General features: G+C 61.0%; 14 protein-coding genes. 8 read left to right on the top strand and 6 right to left on the bottom strand.

Features of this window, described 5'->3' with window-relative positions; all coding sequences use genetic code 11:
- Positions 1-157 precede the first annotated feature (157 nt).
- Positions 158-469, top strand: coding sequence for an Mpo1-like protein (locus tag AC3WTM_RS11410; protein WP_008051185.1), 312 nt, complete (start codon positions 158-160; stop codon positions 467-469).
- A gap of 27 nt (positions 470-496) precedes the next feature.
- Positions 497-1087: an HD domain-containing protein gene (locus tag AC3WTM_RS11405; protein ID WP_102669778.1), complete on the top strand. Its 591-nt coding sequence runs from the start codon at positions 497-499 to the stop codon at positions 1085-1087.
- Positions 1088-1147: 60 nt separating this feature from the next.
- Here AC3WTM_RS11405 and AC3WTM_RS11400 read toward each other — a convergent pair whose 3' ends face one another.
- Positions 1148-1963, bottom strand: a complete 816-nt coding sequence (locus AC3WTM_RS11400; RefSeq protein ID WP_102669779.1) for a UDP-2,3-diacylglucosamine diphosphatase — start codon at positions 1961-1963, stop codon at positions 1148-1150.
- A gap of 134 nt (positions 1964-2097) precedes the next feature.
- Between AC3WTM_RS11400 and AC3WTM_RS11395 the strand changes: the two genes are divergently transcribed.
- Positions 2098-2856 (top strand): helix-turn-helix transcriptional regulator, encoded by a 759-nt coding sequence (locus AC3WTM_RS11395; RefSeq protein ID WP_102669780.1) that lies wholly within the window; start codon positions 2098-2100, stop codon positions 2854-2856.
- A gap of 77 nt (positions 2857-2933) precedes the next feature.
- Positions 2934-3827, top strand: coding sequence for a DMT family transporter (locus tag AC3WTM_RS11390; RefSeq protein ID WP_102669781.1), 894 nt, complete (start codon positions 2934-2936; stop codon positions 3825-3827).
- On the opposite strand, the gene AC3WTM_RS11385 is transcribed toward AC3WTM_RS11390, so the two are convergent.
- The 4 genes from AC3WTM_RS11385 to recQ all read right to left on the bottom strand — a co-directional run bounded on the left by AC3WTM_RS11385 (position 3821) and on the right by recQ (position 8197).
- Positions 3821-4108, bottom strand: coding sequence for an Rdx family protein (locus AC3WTM_RS11385; protein WP_102669782.1), 288 nt, complete (start codon positions 4106-4108; stop codon positions 3821-3823). The genes AC3WTM_RS11390 and AC3WTM_RS11385 overlap by 7 nt on opposite strands.
- Positions 4109-4141: 33 nt before the next feature.
- A complete protein-coding gene (locus AC3WTM_RS11380; protein WP_102669783.1) occupies positions 4142-5389 on the bottom strand; it encodes a type IV pilus assembly protein FimV in 1248 nt (415 codons plus the stop codon).
- Positions 5390-5516: 127 nt separating this feature from the next.
- The gene (locus tag AC3WTM_RS11375; RefSeq protein ID WP_007984163.1) at positions 5517-5951 is read right to left on the bottom strand and encodes a MarR family transcriptional regulator; all 435 of its coding nucleotides are present in this window, start codon (positions 5949-5951) and stop codon (positions 5517-5519) included.
- Between the two features lie 119 nt (positions 5952-6070).
- Positions 6071-8197 carry a DNA helicase RecQ gene (gene recQ / locus AC3WTM_RS11370; protein WP_102669784.1) on the bottom strand — a complete coding sequence of 709 codons (2127 nt, stop codon included), beginning with the start codon at positions 8195-8197 and terminating at the stop codon, positions 6071-6073.
- Positions 8198-8625: 428 nt separating this feature from the next.
- Between recQ and AC3WTM_RS11365 the strand changes: the two genes are divergently transcribed.
- The 4 genes from AC3WTM_RS11365 (at position 8626) to lapD (ending at position 12397) form a co-directional block, all read left to right on the top strand.
- Entirely contained in the window at positions 8626-9213 is a 588-nt protein-coding gene (locus AC3WTM_RS11365) for a UPF0149 family protein (protein ID WP_102669786.1), read from the top strand.
- A 10-nt stretch (positions 9214-9223) separates the two neighbouring features.
- Positions 9224-9619, top strand: a complete 396-nt coding sequence (locus AC3WTM_RS11360) for a YbaN family protein (protein ID WP_102669787.1) — start codon at positions 9224-9226, stop codon at positions 9617-9619.
- A 101-nt stretch (positions 9620-9720) separates the two neighbouring features.
- Entirely contained in the window at positions 9721-10428 is a 708-nt protein-coding gene (gene lapG, locus AC3WTM_RS11355) for a cysteine protease LapG (protein WP_102669788.1), read from the top strand.
- Between the two features lie 22 nt (positions 10429-10450).
- The gene (gene lapD, locus AC3WTM_RS11350; RefSeq protein WP_102669789.1) at positions 10451-12397 is read left to right on the top strand and encodes a cyclic di-GMP receptor LapD; all 1947 of its coding nucleotides are present in this window, start codon (positions 10451-10453) and stop codon (positions 12395-12397) included.
- An 82-nt stretch (positions 12398-12479) separates the two neighbouring features.
- Here lapD and AC3WTM_RS11345 read toward each other — a convergent pair.
- The coding region (locus AC3WTM_RS11345; protein ID WP_492574074.1) for a cadherin-like domain-containing protein at positions 12480-18770 on the bottom strand (6291 nt) is incomplete at its 5' end.

Raw genomic sequence — 18770 nt, 5'->3', positions numbered from 1 at the left:
CGTTTTCTTACATGATGGCCGCATGCTACGGCTATTGACCGAAGGATACTAAAGTGGCGCCTATTGTCAGTGGCTGATGCCATTGATCACTCTAGACTCAATTAAGCTACCCGCAGAACAACTTGCAGCAAGAACAATAACCACAGAGATCGCTGTCGTGGAAAACGTCAAACGATTCAACAGCTTCGCTGAGTTCTATCCTTACTACCTCAGTGAGCACAGCAACAGTACCTGCCGCCGTTTACACTTTATCGGCACGACCCTGGTTATCTTGATTCTGACGCTGACCATTGGTCGCGGAGCCTGGATGCTGTTGTGGGCCCTGCCATTGGCAGGCTACAGCTTTGCCTGGGTAGGGCATTTCTTCTTCGAGAAGAACCGCCCGGCAACGTTCCAACACCCCTTCTATAGCCTGCTCGGCGATTTTGTCATGTACCGGGACATGGTCCTGGGGCGCGTTCCGTTCTAGCTGACTTGCGTCACAAGAGAGTTTCCGATGAATGCCAATGCCCGCTTCACCCACATGAAGGACGGCACACAGGAAGACTGGGCGATCATCGCCGCGGACTTCAGTGCCTACGCAAGACAATTGCCTGCACGGATTGTGGCGCACCTGAAGTTGCTGGAGGGGGATTTTGGCGGGTTCCCGGTGGATCGTCTGACCCACTCCCTGCAAACCGCCACCCGCGCCTGGCGCGATGGTCGCGACGAGGAGTACGTGGTCTGCGCCCTGCTCCACGATATTGGCGACACCCTGGGCACCTACAATCACCCGGACATCGCGGCGGCGATCCTCAAGCCGTTCGTCAGCACCGAGAACTTGTGGATGGTGGAAAAGCACGGGATTTTCCAGGGCTACTACTTCTTCCATCACTTGGGTATGGATCGGCACTTGCGCGAGCAATTCAAGGACCATCCGCAGTACCAGGCGACCATCGAGTTCTGCGCCAAATACGATGCGGCAGCGTTTGATCCGGCGTACGACACGCTGCCGTTGAGCTTTTTCGAGCCGATGATGGAGCGCCTGTTTGCGCACCCCAGGAATTCGATCTACAAGGCGGCGATGGTAGAACAGGCTCCAGAGTGATGACCTATGGCGACCATTGTGGCGAGGGGGCTTGCCCCCTCGCCACAAAAATCAAATCAATCAGGCCAACTCCGCAACCCTGCCCGCCTTCATCTGTGCCTCGCGCGCCTGGGCATCCGCCAGTCGATACAACTCGATCGAGCCATCCCAGTGCTCGATCAGCGCGGTGCACGATTCCACCCAGTCGCCGCAATTGAGGTAGTCCACCTCGCCGACCTTGCGAATCTCGGCATGGTGAATGTGCCCGCACACCACTCCGTGCAGCTCGCGCTTGACGCATTCATGGGCGATGGCTTCTTCGAAGTCGCTGATGAAGCTGACCGCGGTTTTCACCTTGTGCTTGAGGTAGGCCGACAGCGACCAGTAGCCGTAGCCATATCGCGCGCGCCAATGATTGAGCCAGCGGTTGAGGGTCAGGGTGAATTCGTAGGCCGAGTCACCGAGAAACGCCAGCCAGCGATGGTAACGAGTGATCACATCGAACTGGTCGCCGTGTATCACCAACAGGTGCCGGCCGTCGGCGGTGACGTGCACGGTTTCGTCGACCAGTTGGATGTTGCCCAGGATCAGTTTCGAATAGCGGCGCAGGAATTCGTCGTGGTTACCGGTGACGTAGATCACCTCGGTGCCACGCTTGCTCATGGTCAACAGGCGGCGGATGACGTTGGTGTGCGCTTGCGGCCAGTACATGCCGCCGCGCAGTTTCCAGCCGTCGATGATGTCGCCGACCAGGTAGATCTTGTCTGCGTGGTAGCTCTTGAGAAACTGCGACAGGTGTTCAGCCTGACAATCCCGGGTGCCCAAATGCACGTCGGAAATCCATAGAGTCCGTACGCGTTGCTTACGGGTGGGTTTGGCGAGCTCGGCGCTGGTCATGGGCAACCCTCTGACAAGTTTTGCCAAGTCTGCCCCGGCCCGGTTAATGGTCCATGACAGCGTCAAGTCAGTCCTGTGACAGCGCTTGTTGGCCCGCTCGGTGTAGACTGACGCCCTGAACCGGGAGACCCGCGATGAGACCGATCCTCACGCTTCGTCAATACAGCCACGACCTGATCGTCCATAGCCACGAACACGCACAACTGGTGTTCGGGCTCTCGGGCGCCCTGGATTTCGAGGTCGACGGCCGTGGCAGTCAGGTAGTCCAGCAGAGTTTCGTGGTGGTGCCCTCCGGAGCGCATCACGCGTGTGGCAGCACCAATGGCAGCCGTTGCCTGGTGCTGGATGTCCCCAGCGAACAATGGGTTGCCCAGTCGTTGGGCGATCACGCCGACTCCAGCCGACGCCTGCTCGACAACCCCGGGCGCCTGCCCCTGGACGCCGGGCAAAGCCAATTGGTCAGTTGGCTGGCGAACAGTCCGGTCGATGATCCGCTGATCGCTCAACAAGGCGCGGTGCTTTTGCTGGCCAGTCTCAACAACGCCAGGCCCGAGGCCGTCGGCGGTCGGCGCCTGCCCTATGCGGCGCTGAACGCACACATCGATCAGTACGCGGCATACCCCTTGCAAGTGGCCGACCTGGCCCGGGTCGCCGGCCTTTCCAGTGCCCGTTTGCATGCGCGGTTCGTGACCGAATGCGGGCAGACGCCGATGGACTATATCCGCAGCCGACGCCTGCACATCGCGGTGGGCTTGCTGCGCAATTCGGCGTTGCCCATCGGCGAGATTGCCAGCCGCGTCGGCTACAGCTCCCAGAGTGCCTTTGCGGCGGCGGTGCTGCGCGAGTTCGGGGTATCCCCCGGAAAACTGCGGCGCGAGGCTGGCGACAAATAACGCGAGTTTGCCGACAGACTTGATGGGCCATTACGCGCTTCAATGAGGCCTCTGTTCGTTTGTCGTTAAGGATTGCAATGACTCCCCGTACCGCCCTTGGCGCCTTGCATATAGGCGCATTGATGTTCGGCCTGACCGGTGTGTTCGGCAAACTGGCCGCTGCGTCCCCGGCGATCATCGTTTTCGGCCGTGCCGCTTTCGCCGTGCTCGCGCTGGCGTTTTTTGCACGGTTCGCCAGCCAGACACGCTGGCAGAAACTCGAGGCCATCGACTGGCGCCGGCTGTTGCTCAGCGGCTTGTTGCTGGCCGGACACTGGGTGAGCTTCTTCATTGCGGTGAAAGTCGCAGGCGTGGCGATTGCGACGCTCGGTTTCGCCAGTTTCCCGGCCTTTACCGTGATCCTCGAAGGGTTGATCTTCCGCGAGCGCATTCGCGCCAATGAGATCGTGCTGGTGCTGCTGGTTAGCGTCGGCCTGGTGTTGGTCACGCCCGATTTTGACCTCGCCAGCGGCGCCACCACCGGCCTGCTGTGGGCCGTGGGTTCCGGATTGTTGTTCGCCCTGCTGTCACTGACCAACCGTGCCAGCTCCGGGCGAGTTCCACCGGTACAGGCGGCGCTGTACCAGAACGTGGTGGTTGCCCTGTGCCTGCTGCCGGTGGCGGCGCCTCAATTGAGCGAAGTGCGCGCCATCGACTGGCTGTGGATCGGTCTGCTCGGTGTGTTCTGTACTGGTGTTGCCCACAGCCTGTTCGTCGCCAGCCTCGCGGTGATCAAGGCACGCACTGCCGCCGTGGTTTTCGCCCTGGAGCCGGTCTATGGCATCACCGTCGCCTGGCTGCTGTTCAACGAAAACCCGACCCTGCGCATGTTGCTGGGGGGGGCGCTGATCATTGTGGCGATTGTGGTCTCCAGCCGGTTCTCAAGTGGCACAAGCAAGAAAGCCATTGCAGCCGAGGCCGCGTCTCATTGAGTGCGGTCGTTGTGCCCCAGGTCGCGGTCCGGATCGATCTGGTCGCGGACCCGCTGCTTGAGCACTTTGGCCTCGGGGAAGCCACCGTCCGCCTTGCGCTCCCAGATCTGCACGGCGCCACAGTAGATATGAAAGACCCCGCCGGTGCCCGGCACCAGGGAGACTTTGCCCAAGTCATCACCAAAGGTGCTGAGCAGTTCCTGGGCCAGCCAGGCCGCACGCAACAGCCATTGGCATTGCGTGCAGTAGGTGATGATGATTTCCGGTTTGCTGACGGTCATGATGGGACCTGACTCCAGAGTTTGACGACGCCGCTATGATAGCCCGACCGGAGGCTGTCGAGACGGCGCAACGGGTTGCATCTCCAACTCGAACTCAGGCTCGATCATGGCCAGAACCGCCGGCTGCGGGTTCTCGGTCAGACTGATCACGTCCCAACTCGACGCCATGGACAGCTCCTCCAGGTTGAGCCGGTACTCATCGTCCATAGCGGATTCGCCGGATATCGCCAAACCCGGAACCACCGCCATGGCAACAGCGACCGGGACGGAATGATGACTATCGACCCGCTCAAGCTCATCGTTGGCCGGCCCCCCGTCGCGATGCACAGTGGATGGTTGCATGACGGAGGGCCACATCACTGGCTCGGTAAAGAGCTCAGCCAGCGGTTCATGCTGCGACGGCAGCGCCTCTGACGCTGTGGCTTGATGCTGCTGGCGGCGAACAAACCAGCCCAGCGCCAGCAACGCTATCAGCGCCGACAAACCGGCAATCGGCAGCCAGCCAATCCCGGGGTTCTCAGCAATAACGGGGGCTGGCGTCGCCACGTCGGAAGCAACCGGTTGGGCCTTTACCTTCTTGAGCTCCGCGAGTTGGGTTTGCAGTTCGGCCAAATGTTTTTTCTGGCCGGCGATCAGCTCATCCTGGTCTTGAAGCTTCGCGTTGAGCTCATCGACAGTGGTTTGCAACTGGTGGTTTTGCAGGGCGCTGGCGGCCAGTTGTTCGACAGCGGGATCAACCACTGCGACGTCCGTTTCCGGTGTCGTCCTGGCCACGGGTGACGGCGCCACGACCGGTTTCACACGGGGGAATGCGGACGCCGGGGAACCGGATGCCGCTTCATCAGCGGCGGGAACAACCCCAGGCGCACCCGGCGGATCGATCAGTAACGTGTACTCACGCAGCAATCGCCCATTAGGCTGATTGAGCTGCACGAGGAAATTCAGGAACGGCTCACTCACCGGTTTGTTGGAGGTCACCTGGATCACGCTGCGATTACCGCGCAACACCGGGGTGAACTTCAGGTTGCTGAGGAAAAACGCCCGGTCGACCCCGGCACGGCTGAACTCGTCTGCCGTTGCCAGGCTCACCGACAGCTGGTTTTCCTCCACGCCAGCAGCATCCACCAGTGCAATATCGGCACGCAGCGGTTGATTCAGCGCCGAATGCAGGGTGATTTCACCCAGGCCCAGCGCAGGTGCCCATGCCGAATAAGTGACCGCGGCCCCGGCCAGCAACCACTGAGAACCACCGCGTAAAACCAATCGCCAACACTTGAGCATGAGCATCCTTGAGATCTACAGAAACCATCCGCACGGGTTCGTACATCCGTTACGAACACGATATTGCCGAGTAGTTCTTATAGTCTGTCCAATGCAGTCTCTCAAAAACCTGGCGTTCGGTTATGCCTCAAGACTTTTCAAGGTTGCCCAGGATGTGCCCGTGAACCCGCATGCACACCTTCAAATCCGCCTCATCGACGCCTTCGAACAGTTCGTGACGCAGTTGCGTGGCAATGGTTTCAATTTGTTCGATCAAGGGACGCGCTGGCGCGCAGAGCACGATTTTCTTCGCCCGACGGTCTTCCAGCACTGCCTGGCGTTGCACCAGGCCCTGGCTTTCCAGGCTGTCGAGTAAACGGGCCAGGGTCGGACCTTCGACGCCGACGCTTTGTGCCAGCTCACGCTGGGTCGGTGCTTCTTCGAAACGGGCCAGGTGCAGCAGCACCAGCCAGCGTGCCTGGGACAAGCCCATGCCCGCCAGTCGGCGGTCCAGTTCGGCACGCCAGCCACGGGACATCTGGGCCAATTGCATGCCAAAGCGGTGTTGATCGGTTAACGGCATAAAACACTCATGATTAGACTGAAATAAATAAAAACTAATTATTAGTCAGCTAAGCATGAGCCTCGACTTGAGGCAAGGCTTGATCTGTAGTGAATCGTTACATCAGCACTACGGATGTCTCAAATCTCGAACTCCGACTGCAAGGCAGCGCGAACGCAGTACAACACCCCTTCCGGCACCCGGCCCGAGAACAGCGCGGCGATCTCGGAAACCGGCGGCAACTCGCCTTCGCCGTCGAGGAAGGCGTCCTGGACTTCACCCATCAGGTCTTCAGGCAGATCCAGCGCCTGTTCCAACGACAACTGCTGCTTGCCGATCGCTTCGGCCAGCATGGTGTAGACGTTCTTTTCCGAACACTGCAATTGACCGGCGATCTGCACCGGCGTCATCCCGGCCCGCGCCAGCGTGATCAGTTCGTGACGTACGTCGGCCACCGGTTTCGGTGCCTCGACCTGGCCGCCGAGCACTTCGAGGAAGGCCTCACCGTAACGCTCCAGCTTGCGCGCGCCGACGCCGCTGACCGTGGCCATTTCCGCCAGCGAGGTCGGCTGGCTGCGCAGCATCTCCAGCAAGGTCGAGTCGGGGAAGATGACATACGGCGGCACGCCATGTTCTTCGGCGAGCTTGCGACGCAGGGCGCGCAAGGCTTCCCATTGTTCACGCTCCTCGCCACGGACGAGTTGGCTCGCCTGGCTCTTGCTGCTTTTCGCCACGGTTTGCGCCTTGAGATCGCGGCGCAGTTCCAGGGTCACTTCACCCTTGAGCAGTGGCCGGCAGCTGTCGCTCAGTCGCAGGCCACCGTAACCTTCGAGGTCGATGTCCGCCAGACCACGGGCTACCAGTTGGCGGAACAACGAACGCCATTCTCCCTCCGCCATCGTCTTGCCAACACCATACACCGACAGGTGCTGATGGCCGAAGCTGCGGACCTTCTCGTTGTCCTTGCCCAGCAATACATCCACCAGGTGCCCGACGCCGTAGCGCTGACCGGTGCGATAGATCGCCGACAGCGCCTGACGCGCAGGCTCCGTGGCATCCCAGGTCTGCACGCCGTCGACGCAGTTGTCGCAATGACCGCAGGGCTCGGGCATGTCTTCGTCGAAGTAGGCCAGCAGCGTTTGCCGACGGCAGCGGGTTTCTTCACAGAGCGAGAGCATGGCGTCGAGCTTGTGCTGCTCCAGACGCTTGTGGCGTTCGTCGCCTTCGGAGTTCTGCAGCATCTGCTTGAGCATCACCACGTCTTGCAAACCGTAGGCCATCCAGGCATCCGCCGGCAGACCGTCACGACCACCACGACCGGTTTCCTGGTAATAGGCCTCAAGGGATTTCGGTAAATCGAGGTGCGCGACAAAACGCACGTTGGGCTTGTCGATACCCATGCCGAACGCCACCGTCGCGACCATGATCAGGCCTTCCTCATTGAGGAAGCGCTTCTGATGGTAGGCCCGCAGATCATTGGGTAGCCCGGCGTGGTACGGCAGCGCCGGGAAGCCTTGCTCGCTGAGGAACGCGGCGACCTCCTCGACTTTCTTGCGCGACAGGCAATACACGATGCCCGCATCGCTACGGCGCTCGGCGAGGAACGCCAGCAACTGCTTGCGCGGCTGTTCCTTGGGCACGATGCGATAAAAAATGTTCGGCCGGTCAAAGCTCGACAGGAAGCGCTCGGCGTCCTGCAGGTGCAGCCGGGTGACGATTTCTTCCCGGGTGCGCTTGTCAGCCGTGGCGGTCAGGGCGATGCGCGGCACGTCGGGGAACATTTCCGCCAACTGACCCAGTTGCAGGTATTCCGGGCGGAAATCGTGACCCCATTGCGACACGCAGTGCGCTTCGTCGATGGCGAACAGGGAGATGTCCAGGCCCTGCAGGAAGGACAACATACGCGGCTGGACCAGGCGCTCCGGCGCCAGATAGAGCATTTTCACTTCACCGCGGCGGATACGGGCGGCGAGGTCGCGTTGCTGTTCGGCACTGAGGGTGGAGTTCAACGCGGCGGCGGCCACGCCCAGTTCTTCGAGGGTAGCGACCTGATCGTCCATCAGTGCGATCAGCGGCGAGACCACCACGGCCAGGCCTTCGCGCAACAGCGCCGGAACCTGGAAGCACAGGGACTTGCCGCCGCCGGTAGGCATCAGGACCAGGGCATCGCCGCCGCTGGCCACGCGCTCAATGATTGCACCCTGGCGGCCACGGAAACTGTCGTAGCCGAAGATGTCCTTGAGGACGCGTTGAGCCTGTTCGAGCATAAAAACTCCAAAAATCACCGAAACATCCCTGCAAGGCTGGTTCAGAACCCGCGACGCTGCACCGACAAATCGTAAGTGCGCATTGCATGACGCTTCACATTTCAGCCGTGACGCCAGCAGGGCATCACAAAACGCGCGAGTATACCCGAGCCCCGTCCGGCAAAGGGCACCGCTGATAAGACACCGGCAAACCCGATGTGCATAAAAAACTGTGGGAGCGAGCTTGCTCGCGATGAGGCCATCACAGTCAACATTGATTTCGCCTGAACCATCGCTATCGCGAGCAAGCTCGCTTCCACAGGGGTAGCGCTTGACCGAACTGCAAGGGGAGCAGCTCCCACAAACGGGCAAATATGCCGTGCGGCTGGCCCAAGTGCTCAAGAAGGCCTAGAATTCCCGCATCGAACATTCCCCAAGGTAGTCCTTTAATGTCCTTCGCTGAGCAACTAACCCGCCTGCAAGTCTTCCTCGACGCTGATGAACTGCATGACGAGGCGCTGGACTACGTGGCCGCCCACGGCTACCTCACCGCGCTGTCGATCTGTTCCGAAGTCGTTCCTGATCGTGAGTGGATCGATGCACTTTTCGCCGAGGAGCCGCATTACAGCAGCGAAGCCCAGCGCGAAGAGATCGAAGCCACCCTGATCGGCCTCAAGGCCCACATCGCTCGCCAGCTGGCCTCCGATGAAGAATTTGAACTGCCATGCGACCTGGACTTGGGCGACGAGCCGGACGATTCCGACCTGCGCGGCTGGTGCATCGGCTTCATGGAAGGCGTATTCCTGCGCGAAGCGGCCTGGTTCGAAACCGCCGAAGACGAAGTCAGCGAAATGCTGCTGCCGATCATGGTCGGTTCGGGCCTGTTCGACGAGCAGCCGGAGTTCGAAGACATCGCCAAAGATGCCAACCTGATGGACGACATGATCGTGCAGATCCCGGAAGCCCTGACCGCGCTGTACCTGTTGTGCAACGCGCCAGACGAAAAACCGGCGATTCTCAAGCCCCGCCACCACTAAGGTTCTGCCTATGGACAACCCCATAGGCAACCGCCCCCTGATGTTGCGCTACGTGCTGCTGGCCACCGGCTGGCTGAGCGTGACGCTGGGGGTGATCGGGATTTTCCTGCCGGTATTGCCCACCACCCCTTTCCTGCTGCTGGCGGCCGCCTGCTTCGCCCGCAGTTCGCCGCGCTTTTATCAATGGCTGGTCGAGCATCCACGGCTTGGCCCGTGGATCCGCGATTACCTCAACGGCAATGGCATTCCGCTCAAGGGCAAGGTCTACGCCATTGGCCTGATGTGGCCGAGTATCCTGTTCTCCTGCTACCTGGTACCGCTGTATTGGGCACGGTGCTTCATGCTGACTAGTGCAGTGCTGGTGACGATTTACATCCTCAAGCAGAAAACCCTGCGCAAATCCTGAAGTCTCCCATAGCCATTTGTGGCGAGCCCCGTCCGACGACCTGACCTACCGCGCCCAAAACTCCACCTAAACTTCACAAACCTACACTCGAGCAGCCAGACATGGCCCGCAGTCTGCGTAGTCCAGGATGGCCAACGCTCCGACTTCGGCTCGGCGGCTGGTTGCTGCTGGCTGGTTTGGTACTGACCGTATGCAACGGGGTCCGGGCCGACTGGGATTTTGCGCAGATCCTGCAAACCGTTGAAAAGCGCTACGGCCCCCTTGGACCGGCGCGAGGTCGGATCGAGGCCTGGAGTCAAATGCTGCAAAGTGCACGCGGCGCCCCCGAACGCGAACAGCTCAACGTGGTGAACCGCTTCTTCGATCAACAGCTGAACTTCCAGGACGACACGCGCATCTGGCAACAGACCGATTATTGGGCCACGCCCGTCGAAGCACTGATCAAGGGCGCCGCCGATTGCGAAGACTATGCTCTGGCGAAGTATTTCAGCCTGCGCCGGCTTGGTATTCCCAGCGAAAAACTGCGCATCACCTACGTCAAGGCCTTGAGCCAGAACCAGGCGCACATGGTGTTGACGTTCTACAGCACCCCCACGAGCGAACCACTGGTGCTGGACAACCTGATCGGCGATATCCGCCCCGCCTCCCAACGCAAAGACTTGCTGCCGGTGTACGCCTTCAATGCCGAAGGCCTGTACCTGCCGGGCAAAAACGGCGGCCAGCGCAGCAGCGACTCGAAAAAGCTGTCGCGCTGGCAGGACGTGTTGAAAAAGATGCAGGCCGAAGGGTTCGACATCGGCGACGGCTAACCGCCTTGGCAAGGAGCGAAGCATGACACTGCGAAAACAGTTGTTCCTGGCAATCTGCCTGTTCCTGCTGGTGGCGTTCAGCGGCAGTTTTTTTGCCAGCCTGGAAAGCTCCCGCGAACAAACGCTCAGCCAACTGCGCGCCCACGCCCAAGACGCGGCCACCGCGTTGGGGCTGTCGCTGACGGCACAGGTCGATGACCCGGCAATGATGGAGCTGATGGTCAGTTCGATTTTCGACAGCGGCTATTTCAGCAGCATCCGCGTCATCAGGCTCAAGGATCAGCAACCCCTTGTGGAACGCTCCGCACCAACAAAAATCGACGGTGTGCCTGACTGGTTCGTCAACCTGGTCAACCTGCGCCCGGAAGGCGGCGATGCCCTTATCATGCGCGGCTGGGAACAACTGGCACGGGTCGAAGTGCTGAGCAATCCGCAATTCGCCCTGGCCAAGCTCTGGGAAAGCACCCTGGGCAGTCTGATCTGGCTACTACTTTGCGGGCTGTTCAGCGCCGTGATTGGAGGATGGATGCTGCGCCGGCAATTTCGCCCACTCGACAGCATGGTCCGACAAGCCGAGGCCATCAGCAAGCGCGAATTTCTCAGTCTGCCGAAACTGCCGCGCACACCGGAATTGAAACGGGTCGTGCTGGCGATGAACCAGATGGTCGAGAAGCTCAAGGCGCTTTTCGTCGAGGAGGCTGCACGCAGCGAAAAACTGCGGGCCGAATCCTATCTGGACAGCCTCACCGGCCTGGCCAACCGACGCCTGCTCGACGAGCAACTGGCCGACCATTTACGCGTGTGCGAACAGAACCGTGACGGCCATTTGCTGATGTTGCGAATCAACGACCTGAACGGCCTCAACCAGCGCCTGGGTGGCCAACGGACTGATGCGCTGATCACTGCCGTCGGCGAATTGCTCAAGCGCCTGACTCAATTGCCGGAGCGTCGAACCTGGCTGGCGGCGCGCAATCGTGGCGGCGAATTCAGCCTGCTGACACCAGGTCTGGATGCTGAAAGTGCCGCACGCCTGGCCGCCGATGTCAGCGTCAGCCTGGAGAACCTGCGCCTGACCGGCGCCAGCGATTGCATGCCGGTCGCCCATCTGGGCGTTGTCGCCTACCGCCCCGGTGAGCCGATCAGCACCGTTCTCCTGCGCCTTGATCAGGCGCTGACGGAGTCCCGGCAGCATCCCGAACGTCCCTGGGTTCATTTGAGCCATCGTGACACCGCACCCAATCACTCCCAGCACGACTGGCGCACCTGGATCGACGACGCCCTGACCCATGGCAAAGTGCAGCTGTACTTTCAGCCCGTCGTGCAATGCGCCGACACCCGCCAGATGCTGCATCACAAAGTACTCGCACGCCTGCTCGACCCGCAGGGCGAAGCGATTGCCGCAGGGCATTTCCTGCCGTGGATCGAGCGTCTCGGCTGGTCGGGACGGTTCGACCTGGCGATGCTCGAAGCCACGCTGGACGAGCTGGTGGTCAACCGCAGCCCCTTGGCATTGAGCCTGTCCGGGAGCACCCTGCGCGACCCGGTGCAATGGCGAACAATTCTCGACCTGCTCGAATCCCTTCCCGAACTGGCGCCGCTGTTGACCCTGGAAATCGACGAGCGCCAGTTGCCATCCCCCGAAGTGCTGCAGAACCTTTGCAGCACATTGCTCAAGACCGGTTATCGAGTCGGCCTGCAACACTTTGGCGGGCGCTTCAGCCAGATCGGCAACCTGACCCAATTGGGCTTGGCGTACCTGAAAATCGATGGAGCCTACATCCGCAACATCGACGAGCAGCCTGACAAACGGCTGTTCATCGACGCGATCTTTCGCGCGACCCACAGCATAGATTTGCCGCTGATTGCGGAAATGATCGAGACGCGTGGGGAACTGGAGGTAATCCGTGAGTTGGGAATATTCGGGGCCATGGGTCGATTGATCGGGGAGCCCAGGTTTTCTAACCACTGACCGGGTATCGAGCATTGTCCCGGGTAGCAAAAAACCCGCCTCCCCTTAACAGGAATGACGGGTTCTTTAGCGGGTTTTCAGGTCACACGGTATCCACCTTCAACGAATGATCGTTGAGCATGCCATTGATAATGGTCCCCGTGTCATGTCCACCCGCGATCACCCCACCTGCGCCTGGCGTTACACCGTATTGACTGGCGAGATCGACGCCGGCCAGGTCGATGGTCTGGTTCGGCGCGGCACCGGCCATGGCGCTGACGTCGATGCTGGTCACTGTCGATGGCCCGCTGCCGGTGACGGTGAAGTGCAGGTAGTCATCCAGCGAAGCCGTGGTGCCGTTTTCCCCTTGCAGCAGTTGCGACAGGTCGAGTTTGTCGGTGCCGGGCGTGAAATCAGTGATCACGTCATGGCCACTGTTGCCCTTGAACCACTGGAAGGTATCGCTCCCCGCCCCCCCGGTCAGGGTGTTATTGCCCAGGCCACCAATCAGCAAGTCATCGCCGCCCCCGCCGCTGAGGATGTCGTTGCCAAGACCGCCATTGATCATGTTGTTAGTGTTGTCGCCGGTCAGGGTGTCGTTGAAGTTCGAGCCGATGAGGTTTTCGATACCGGTCAGGGTGTCAATGCCGGCACCGAGAGTGTTTTGCCCACCCGGCAGGCTGAGGCCGACCGTCACCCCAGCCGTGGCGTGGGCGTAACTGGCCGTGTCGATACCCGTGCCGCCATCAAGGATGTCATTGCCCTGGCCGCTGAAGAGCAGATCATTGCCGGCGCCACCATGCAGCTCGTTGTTGCCGGAACCGGCAGTGAGCACATCGTTGCCGTCGCCGGCATTGATGATGTTGTTGCCCGTGCCCGCCACCAGTACGTCATCCCCACTGGTACCGGTGAGGGTATGGCCGTCCTGATAGCTGATGGTCAGGTTGGCCGAGTCGCTGCCGCCGTGGTTGTCGTTGGCGGTGTAGGTGCCGTGGTAGTCCGTGGTGACTTCGTGTGCTCCGGCGTAGTTGACGGTCATGGTCAGTTCGTAGTTTTCCGCCCCATTCTTATTGCCGCCACTGGAATTGGCGATGTTGGTCACGTGGATCTGGTAAGTGCCATCGGCGCCTGCGGTGATGGTGTCACCATCGGCGATGCTTACGAACGCCCCACCGTTGAGCGAATACTCCATCGTGATGTGCCCGTCATCCAGGTTGTGATTGAGGTTGAGTGTCTCACCTTGATTCAGCTTGACCGTGATGAAGTCTTCATTGTTGCCATTGGAGTTGTTCGCTGCGCCAAGATAACCACTGACCACCAGCAGCGCCGTCATGGTCGCCGCGTTGGCCGCAAAGGCGTTGCGCACGTTGGCCAGATTCTGGTTGCCGGGGTTGTTGTTTTCGCCGGCGAAGCTGATCGCGCCGGTGCCGGTGAAGTCCGCGCCTTTCACGACCCAGCCGGTGTTGAACGAGGTCGGTGTCGCCGAAAGTTGGTCGCCATTGGGGTCGGTGTCATTGGCCAGCAACAGTTCGCCCGGCACCACGATGGTGCCCGAGAGCACGTTGGTGATGACGTGGTCGTCCACCGCCACCGGAGGCGCGTTGGGGATCACTTTCACGGTCAGCGTCGAGCTGGCGAGGTCGCCATCGTTGTCGCTGGCGGTGAAGCCGATGTTCTCGGTGATCACCACCGCAGTGGTTTTCTGCGAGGTGTAGTTGTAATCGCCAGTGTCGAGGTTGATCACCAACGTGCCGCCGTTGTTGGTGGCGATGCTCACCGTGTTGTTCACGGTGTTGAAGGTGCCGTGGTTGGTGCCGCCGCTTGACGTCAACGAACCCTGACCGCTGAGGGCGTTTGGATCGTAAGTGTAGGTAGTGCCGTCGACCACGATGGATTTGATGAAACCGCCATCAGCGCCGAACGTGCCGCCCTCACCCAGCAACGAACCGGTGACCGGTGAGCCGACCACGGTGCCGGACAGCACCGAGTTGAGTTGGTTGAGGTCAGTGACCACCACCGCATTGGTGTTGGTGTGGCTGATGCCGTCGTAGGCCAGCGGATCGAGGTTGGCGTTGCTCACGCCACTGCCCAGGCCGATCGCGTAGTTCTTGATGTTGTTGGCATCGAGGAAGGCTTTCAGCGCGGTTTCGTCGGCGGTGCCGATTTCCTGGCCGGTGGTGGGCTTGCCGTCGGAGAAGAAGTAGCCGACGTTTTGCGCACCGGTCAGTTTGCCCGAGGTGTTGAACGCGGCCTGCATGGTCACCACGGCCGCGTCGTAGTTGGTCCCGCCGTTCGCGGTGAGGCTGGCCAGCAGTGTCTTGGCGGTCGCGACATCGACCCACACAGAGGTCATGTCGGTAGCGCTGCTGCTGAAGGTGACGAGCTGCACTTTCACATCGCCGAGGTCATCGTATTTATCCAGCAAGGCACTGATGGCCTGCTTGGCCAGGGCCAGGCGCGACAGGCCCGACACGCCGGATGGGTCAGCCATGCTGCCGGAGACGTCGAGCACGATCAGCAGGTTGGAATCGATCTCCACCGCCGCCACCGAGCGATCCGTTGCCACCGCCTTGGGCACGTCATCGACAATGTTGACCACGATGGTGCTGGTGCTGCTGTTGCCCAGCGCATCGGTGGCTTTGTAGGTGAAGCTTTCACTCAGGCTGTTCGGCCCGTCGTTGGCATTCGGCAAGGTTTTCGGAGCCGAGGTCAGGGTGTAGGTATAGCTGCCGTCGGGGTTGATCAGGATCTTTCCGTAGGTGCCTGTGGCGCTGCCGACCAGGGTGTAGGTGAGCGCGCCGCTGGCACCCGAGACCGAACCGACCAGGGTCCCGAACGCGGTTTCGCCAGTGTTGCCCGGATCGCTGCCGGTGACCGTACCGGCGACCAGGTCCAGCCCGTCCTTGCTCAGGTCGAGGGCTTTTTCGTAGACCGTCACGTCGCTATCGGGGTTGGCCTTGATCGTGCTGCTGGCCACGTCGATGGTGATGGTGGTGGTGCTTTCATCGCCATCGGCATCACGCACGGTGTAGGTGAACGTGTCAGTGGCGCCCGGATCGCCGACGGAATCCTGGTTGCTGTGATACACCGCGTTGCCGTTGGCATCGAGGGTCAGGTAGCCATAGGTGCCGTTGATCTGGTTACCCAGTCCGCCGATGGCCGAGGTCGAGGTGTTGCCGCCGGCACGCACGCCGACCACCGTCGCCGGACCATCGGCGCCGCTGGCGTCATTACCCAGCACACTGATGTTGACGGTGCCGCCCTCCACTACCGACGACGAGTCAGGTTTGGCGCTCGGCAAGTCATCGACGATGTTGACGTTGATCTGCCCGGTCGCTGTGTCGCCATTGCTGTCGGTAGCGACGACGTTGAAGTTCTCGGTCAGGCTGTTGGCGCCGTTGGCGGTTGGATGGGCTTCGTTATCGTTCAGGGTGTAGCTGTAGCTGATTACCCCGGTCGCCGGGTTGTAACCGGTGATGGTCAGGGTGCTGCCCAGTAGCGTGACGGCGGTTTGCGGGAAGCCGGCGGCCACACCACCGCTGACGACAGTGATGCCGCCGACGGTCAGGGTTTGCAAGCCATCGAGAGCGGTGACGGTGAAGGTGCCGCTCTGGGTCAGGGCCGATGCGTTGGGGGTGCTGCCGTCGCCGAGATTTTTTTCGTAGACCGTCAGCTCACCGCCATACACGTTGAGGCCGTCGATGGTCACCGGATCGTCGTTGTTGTAGACGTTGAGCACCAGATTGGCGGTGCTGCTGTCGCCGTCCGAATCGGTGATTGTGTAGGTGAAGGTTTCGGTGCCGTCGCCACCGCCGTGCAGGGCTTTGAAGTCGGCATCGCTGGTGTTGAGGGTGTAGGTGTAAGTGCCATTGGCATTCAGTACCAGGGTGCCGTAGGTGCCGGTGAAGGTGCCGGGGGTGATAGGGCCGGCGTTTTCGCCGATCGTTACCCGGTCAGCACCTTGCACGTCGTTGCTCAGCACGTTGCCGTTGAGGGTCAGCAGAGTTTCCGAAGCCGTTGATGCATTGCTGTCGTACACGCCTTTCGGCAGGTCGTCGACGATATTCACATCGAGGCTGCCCGTGGCGGTCGTGCCGTTGTCATCGACCACGGTCACGGCGAACTGCTCAGGCAGGGTGTTGGCACCGTTGGCGGTCGGGTGCGCTTCATTGTCGTTGAGGGTGTAGCTGTAACTGACCACCCCGCTCGCCGCGTTGAACCCGGTGATGGTCAGGGTGCTGCCCAGTGGGGTGGTGATCGATTGCGGGAAGCCGGTGGCCACGCCAGCGGTGACCACGGCGATACCGCCGACAGTCAGGGTCGTTACACCGTCCAGTGCAGTGACGGTGAAGGTGCCGCTCTGGGTCAGGGCCGACGCGTTGGGGTTGCTGCCGTCGCCGAGATTTTTTTCGTAGACCGTCAGCTCACCGCCATACACGTTGAGGCCGTCGAGGGTCACCGGATTGTCGTTGTTGGAGACGTTGAGCACCAGGTAGGCGGTACGGCTGTCGCCGTCCGAATCGGTGATTGTGTAGGTGAAGGTTTCGGTGCCGTCGCCACCGCCGTGCAGGGCTTTGAAGTCGGCATCGCTGGTGTTGAGGGTGTAGGTGTAAGTGCCATTGGCATTCAGCACCAGGGTGCCGTAGGTGCCGGTGAAGGTGCCGGGGGTGATCGGCCCGCTGTTTTCACCGAGCGGCACGCGGTCCGCGCCTTGCACGTCGTTGCTCAGCACGTTGCCGTTGAGGGTCAGCTGGGTTTCCGAAGCCGTTGATGCATTGCTGTCGTCCACGCCTTTCGGCAGGTCGTCGACGATGTTCACATCGAGGCTGCCCGTGGCGGTCGTGCCGTTGTCATCGACCACGGTCACGGCGAACTGCTCAGGCAGGGTGTTGGCGCCGTTGGCGGTCGGATGCGCTTCGTTATCGTTGAGGGTGTAGCTGTAGCTGACCACGCCGGTGACGGCGTTGAACCCGGTAATGGTCAGGGTACTGCCCAGTGGGGTGGTGATCGATTGCGGGAAGCCGGTGGCCACGCCAGCGGTGACCACGGCGATACCGCCGACAGTCAGGGTCGTTACACCGTCCAGTGCAGTGACGGTGAAGGTGCCGCTCTGGGTCAGGGCCGATGCGTTGGGGGTGCTGCCGTCGCCGAGATTTTTTTCGTAGACCGTCAGCTCACCGCCATACACGTTGAGGCCGTCGAGGGTCACCGGATCGTCGTTGTTGTAGACGTTGAGCACCAGATTGGCGGTGCTGCTGTCGCCGTCCGAATCGGTGATTGTGTAGGTGAAGGTTTCGGTGCCGTCGCCACCGCCGTGCAGGGCTTTGAAGTCGGCATCGCTGGTGTTGAGGGTGTAGGTGTAAGTGCCATTGGCATTCAGTACCAGGGTGCCGTAGGTGCCGGTGAAGGTACCGGGGGTGATAGGGCCGGCGTTTTCGCCGATCGTTACCCGGTCAGCACCTTGCACGTCGTTGCTCAGCACGTTGCCGTTGAGGGTCTGCAGAGTTTCCGAAGCCGTTGATGCATTGCTGTCGTACACGCCTTTCGGCAGGTCGTCGACGATATTGACGTTGATCTGCCCGGTTGCACTGTCGCCATCGCTGTCGGTAGCGACGACGTTGAAGTTCTCGGTCAGGCTATTGGCGCCGTTGGCGGTTGGATGGGCTTCGTTATCGTTGAGGGTGTAGCTGTAACTCACCACACCAGTGGCGGCATTGAACCCGGTAATGGTCAGGGTGCTGCCCAGCGGCGTAGTGATCGATTGCGGAAAACCGGCGGCCACACCACCGCTGACGACAGTGATGCCGCCGACGGTCAGGGTTTGCAAGCCATCGAGGGCGGTGACGGTAAACGTCCCGCTCTGGGTCAGGGCCGATGCGTTGGGGTTGCTGCCGTCACCGAGATTTTTTTCGTAGACCGTCAGCTCACCGCCATACACGTTGAGGCCGTTGAGGGTCACCGGATCGTCGTTGTTGTAGACGTTGAGTACCAGGTTGGCGGTGCTGCTGTCGCCATCGGCGTCTGTCAGCGTATAGGCGAAAGTTTCCGTGCCATTGCCGCCGCCGTGCAACGCCTGGAAGTCGGCATCGCTGGTGTTCAGGGTGTAGGTGTAAGTGCCGTTGGCATTCAGCACCAGGGTGCCGTAGGTGCCGGTGAAGGTGCCGGGGGTGATAGGGCCGGCGTTTTCGCCGATCGTTACCCGGTCAGCACCTTGCACGTCGTTGCTCAGCACGTTGCCGTTGAGGGTCAGCTGGGTTTCCGAGGCGGTGCCATTGCTGTCGCCCACGGCGTTGGGCAAGTCGTCGACGATGTTCACATCGAGAGAACCGGTGGCAGTGGTGCCGTTGTCGTCGACCACGGTCACGGCGAACTGCTCGGGCAGGGTGTTGGCGCC

Source organism: Pseudomonas sp. EU05-FHT14B02, from assembly GCF_058791055.1.
This window is presented reverse-complemented; position numbering and strand designations above follow the sequence as displayed.

Bases quoted from the DNA above. Each gene is read 5' to 3' on its own strand.
- AC3WTM_RS11405 (WP_102669778.1), top strand. From the start codon at position 497: ATGAATGCCAATGCCCGCTTCACCCACATGAAGGACGGCACACAGGAA.
- AC3WTM_RS11400 (WP_102669779.1), bottom strand. From the start codon at position 1,963: ATGACCAGCGCCGAGCTCGCCAAACCCACCCGTAAGCAACGCGTACGG.
- AC3WTM_RS11395 (WP_102669780.1), top strand. From the start codon at position 2,098: ATGAGACCGATCCTCACGCTTCGTCAATACAGCCACGACCTGATCGTC.
- AC3WTM_RS11390 (WP_102669781.1), top strand. From the start codon at position 2,934: ATGACTCCCCGTACCGCCCTTGGCGCCTTGCATATAGGCGCATTGATG.
- AC3WTM_RS11385 (WP_102669782.1), bottom strand. From the start codon at position 4,108: ATGACCGTCAGCAAACCGGAAATCATCATCACCTACTGCACGCAATGC.
- AC3WTM_RS11380 (WP_102669783.1), bottom strand. From the start codon at position 5,389: ATGCTCAAGTGTTGGCGATTGGTTTTACGCGGTGGTTCTCAGTGGTTG.
- AC3WTM_RS11375 (WP_007984163.1), bottom strand. From the start codon at position 5,951: ATGCCGTTAACCGATCAACACCGCTTTGGCATGCAATTGGCCCAGATG.
- recQ (WP_102669784.1), bottom strand. From the start codon at position 8,197: ATGCTCGAACAGGCTCAACGCGTCCTCAAGGACATCTTCGGCTACGAC.
- AC3WTM_RS11365 (WP_102669786.1), top strand. From the start codon at position 8,626: ATGTCCTTCGCTGAGCAACTAACCCGCCTGCAAGTCTTCCTCGACGCT.
- AC3WTM_RS11360 (WP_102669787.1), top strand. From the start codon at position 9,224: ATGGACAACCCCATAGGCAACCGCCCCCTGATGTTGCGCTACGTGCTG.
- lapG (WP_102669788.1), top strand. From the start codon at position 9,721: ATGGCCCGCAGTCTGCGTAGTCCAGGATGGCCAACGCTCCGACTTCGG.
- lapD (WP_102669789.1), top strand. From the start codon at position 10,451: ATGACACTGCGAAAACAGTTGTTCCTGGCAATCTGCCTGTTCCTGCTG.